The sequence below is a fragment of the Microcystis sp. M53598_WE2 genome (genome assembly GCF_030067735.1).
In the GTDB taxonomy this organism is placed as follows: Bacteria; Cyanobacteriota; Cyanobacteriia; order Cyanobacteriales; family Microcystaceae; genus Microcystis; species Microcystis aeruginosa.
This window is the reverse complement of sequence record NZ_JASJFE010000535.1, coordinates 1-2,625: the sequence shown is the minus strand read 5'-3', so window position 1 is coordinate 2,625 and position 2,625 is coordinate 1. Positions and strand designations below refer to the sequence as shown.

Genomic DNA, 2,625 nt, shown 5'->3' with positions numbered 1-2,625 from the left:
GGCAATAGGGATTTAGGGTGATAGGGAAATTTCCCCTAAATCCCCCACCCCCCCACTTCCCCTTTACCATAAATAAACATTATTGTTTTCCTGTATGGATAACTTTTATTGATGAACATCGATCGCACTATGGAAGGGGCAATAGGGATTTAGGGTGATAGGGAAATTTCCGCTAAATCCCTCACCTCCCCACTTCCCACACTCCCTACTCCTGTCTCCTGTCTTCTAAATTCTGCTGTATTGTTTCCCCTCATGAATATCGATCGCACTATCCAACTAGCTCATCAATTAGCGGACGCGTCTGGAGAGATTATCCGGCGCTATTTTCGGCAGCCCCATCTAGAAACCGAGACCAAACTCGATCAAGTTTCCTCAATAGTAACAATCGCCGATCAAGAAGCTGAGGAGGCGATGGTGGCGATTATTCGGCGAGAATTGCCTGAAGATGGGGTTATTCGAGAAGAAGGAGCCAATATTCCCTCCCAAAGTGGTCGTTATTGGGTATTGGATCCGATCGATGGCACATCCTCTTTTGTCAAAGGATTGCCTATTTTTGGGACTTTAATCGGCCTAGTGGCAGAAAATCAACCGATTTTAGGAATTGTCGATCAACCGATTTTAGGCGATCGCTGGTTAGGAGTGAAGGGAAAAGCGAGTCTTTATAATAACCAGATGATTGTTAATCCCTACCGTCAAGATCGGGAACTTGTCTTAAAAAATGCCTGTTTAGCCTCCACCACTCCCTTAATGTTTATCACAGAACGACAACAAGCGATCGCTCGTCAGCTGCAAAGCGTCTGTAAACGTACCGCTTTTGGGGGTGATTGTTATAACTATATGATGTTAGCCACCGGCTGCACTGCCATGCCGATGGTCATCCTAGAATCAGACCTGAAATACTACGATTTTTGTGCTTTAATCCCGATTATTGAAGGTGCGGGCGGAATAATTAGCGATTGGTCTGGTAATCCCCTAAAAGCTGATTCTAGCGAAGTTTTAGCCGTCTCTAATTCGGGTTTATGGCGGCAGGTTTTAGAACAAATCAGCAGAGTGGGTTAGTGCCAATACTAAGATAATTAATCAACAGCTAACCCACCCCCGCAGCAATTAAACCGTGGCTAATTGAGGTTGGGGACGTTTGCTGTTACGGATACCTTCGATCGCCGTCCCGTAATCGGGGGCATTAAATACCGCCGAACCTGCTACAATCGCATTAGCACCCGCTTCGAGAACTTGCCAAGTATTAGCCGGTTTTAAGCCGCCATCCACTTCAATCCAGGGATCCAAGCCTTTTTCATCGCAGATTTGACGTAATTGACGGATTTTGGGGACAACTTCCGGGATAAAACTCTGGCCACCAAAACCGGGGTTAACGCTCATAATTAGGACTAAATCGCACAAATGCAGCACATATTCGATTAAATCTAGGGGAGTGGAGGGATTTAATACCACACCCGCTTGTTTACCGAGTTCGCGGATTTGGCAAAGAGTACGATGGAGGTGGGGAGAAGCATTATGTTCAGCGTGAACAGAAATAATGTCAGCACCCGCTTTCGCAAAGTCAGCCACATATTTTTCTGGTTCCACGATCATTAAATGCACATCTAAAGGTTTTTTCGTATAGGGACGAATAGCGGAGACAATCAGGGGTCCAATGGTGATATTCGGGACAAAACGACCATCCATCACATCAACGTGAATCCAATCTGCTCCTGCCTTATCCACAGCCTCGATATCGGCTCCTAATTTACTAAAATCCGCCGATAGGATCGAGGGAGAGACAACGATCGACTTCGAGCTTCCGTTTTGGGTCATGGCTAACTATAGAATTTCGTGTTTATATTTTCGTAACAATCTTATCAGCAATCAGTGATCAGTGATCACTAATCGGATTTGAGTTTTCAGTCGGGGTAATCCCAGAGCATTTTGTATAAATTGTAACAGACAAAAATTTTTAATTGTTGTAGAGCAATAACCGCTACTGACAATCAATCATTTCTACTCTAAAATAAAAGATATTGCCATCCCTGTTAGGGAATTTATTAGAAACTTGAGGTATATAAGTGTGACATAATCACAGTTTCGCATTTAACCTTCATAACCTGAAATATGAATATCATTGACGCTTTAAATCTCAAAAACCCCCAAGATTACCCCTCTAGAGAAGCTTATCAGCAAGACGTTGTCAAAGCGGTACAGGTCTTAATGCGTTTAGGTATTATGGATAGTCCCTCGGCCGATTTAACCGGTTCCCTAGACTCTATCCTTGAGAAATTACAAGAGGATGAACTGGCTATCTACGGTAGAAAACGCAGTAAACAAGAAATTATCGCCGATTTAAAGCAAGTTAATAGTGAAATTGCCGAACTCGATCGAGAAATAGCCGACTTAGAATGGCAAATTGCCCTCAAAAAAGCTGAAATAGCCGTTAATGAAGCATCTTAGGGTTTTTTATCTTGATTCTGGTTCGTTTTCTCCAAACTGAGCGCAATAATCATCCGCACTAATAAACTTCATCGTGAGTCCCAATTGACTCTAAAAGAATTGCCTGTTTCTGCTCATATTCCTGAACTTCCCCCATACATATATACCATAATAGCCGAAAACCCTTATCTATCAATGGAT

3 protein-coding genes are annotated in these 2,625 nt (G+C 43.2%); 2 read left to right on the top strand and 1 reads right to left on the bottom strand.

The window, feature by feature from the left end; all coding sequences use genetic code 11:
* The first annotated feature begins 252 nt into the window (after positions 1–252).
* The gene (hisN, locus tag PX636_RS10920; protein WP_002791122.1) at positions 253–1,059 is read left to right on the top strand and encodes a histidinol-phosphatase; all 807 of its coding nucleotides are present in this window, start codon (positions 253–255) and stop codon (positions 1,057–1,059) included.
* A gap of 48 nt (positions 1,060–1,107) precedes the next feature.
* On the opposite strand, the gene rpe is transcribed toward hisN, so the two are convergent.
* Positions 1,108–1,815, bottom strand: coding sequence for a ribulose-phosphate 3-epimerase (rpe, locus tag PX636_RS10915; RefSeq protein WP_072926830.1), 708 nt, complete (start codon positions 1,813–1,815; stop codon positions 1,108–1,110).
* A gap of 294 nt (positions 1,816–2,109) precedes the next feature.
* Here rpe and PX636_RS10910 point away from each other — a divergent pair, with 294 nt between their 5' ends.
* Complete coding sequence (locus PX636_RS10910) at positions 2,110–2,445, top strand: hypothetical protein (protein ID WP_288117165.1); 336 nt, start codon at positions 2,110–2,112, stop codon at positions 2,443–2,445.
* Positions 2,446–2,625: the final 180 nt, after the last annotated feature.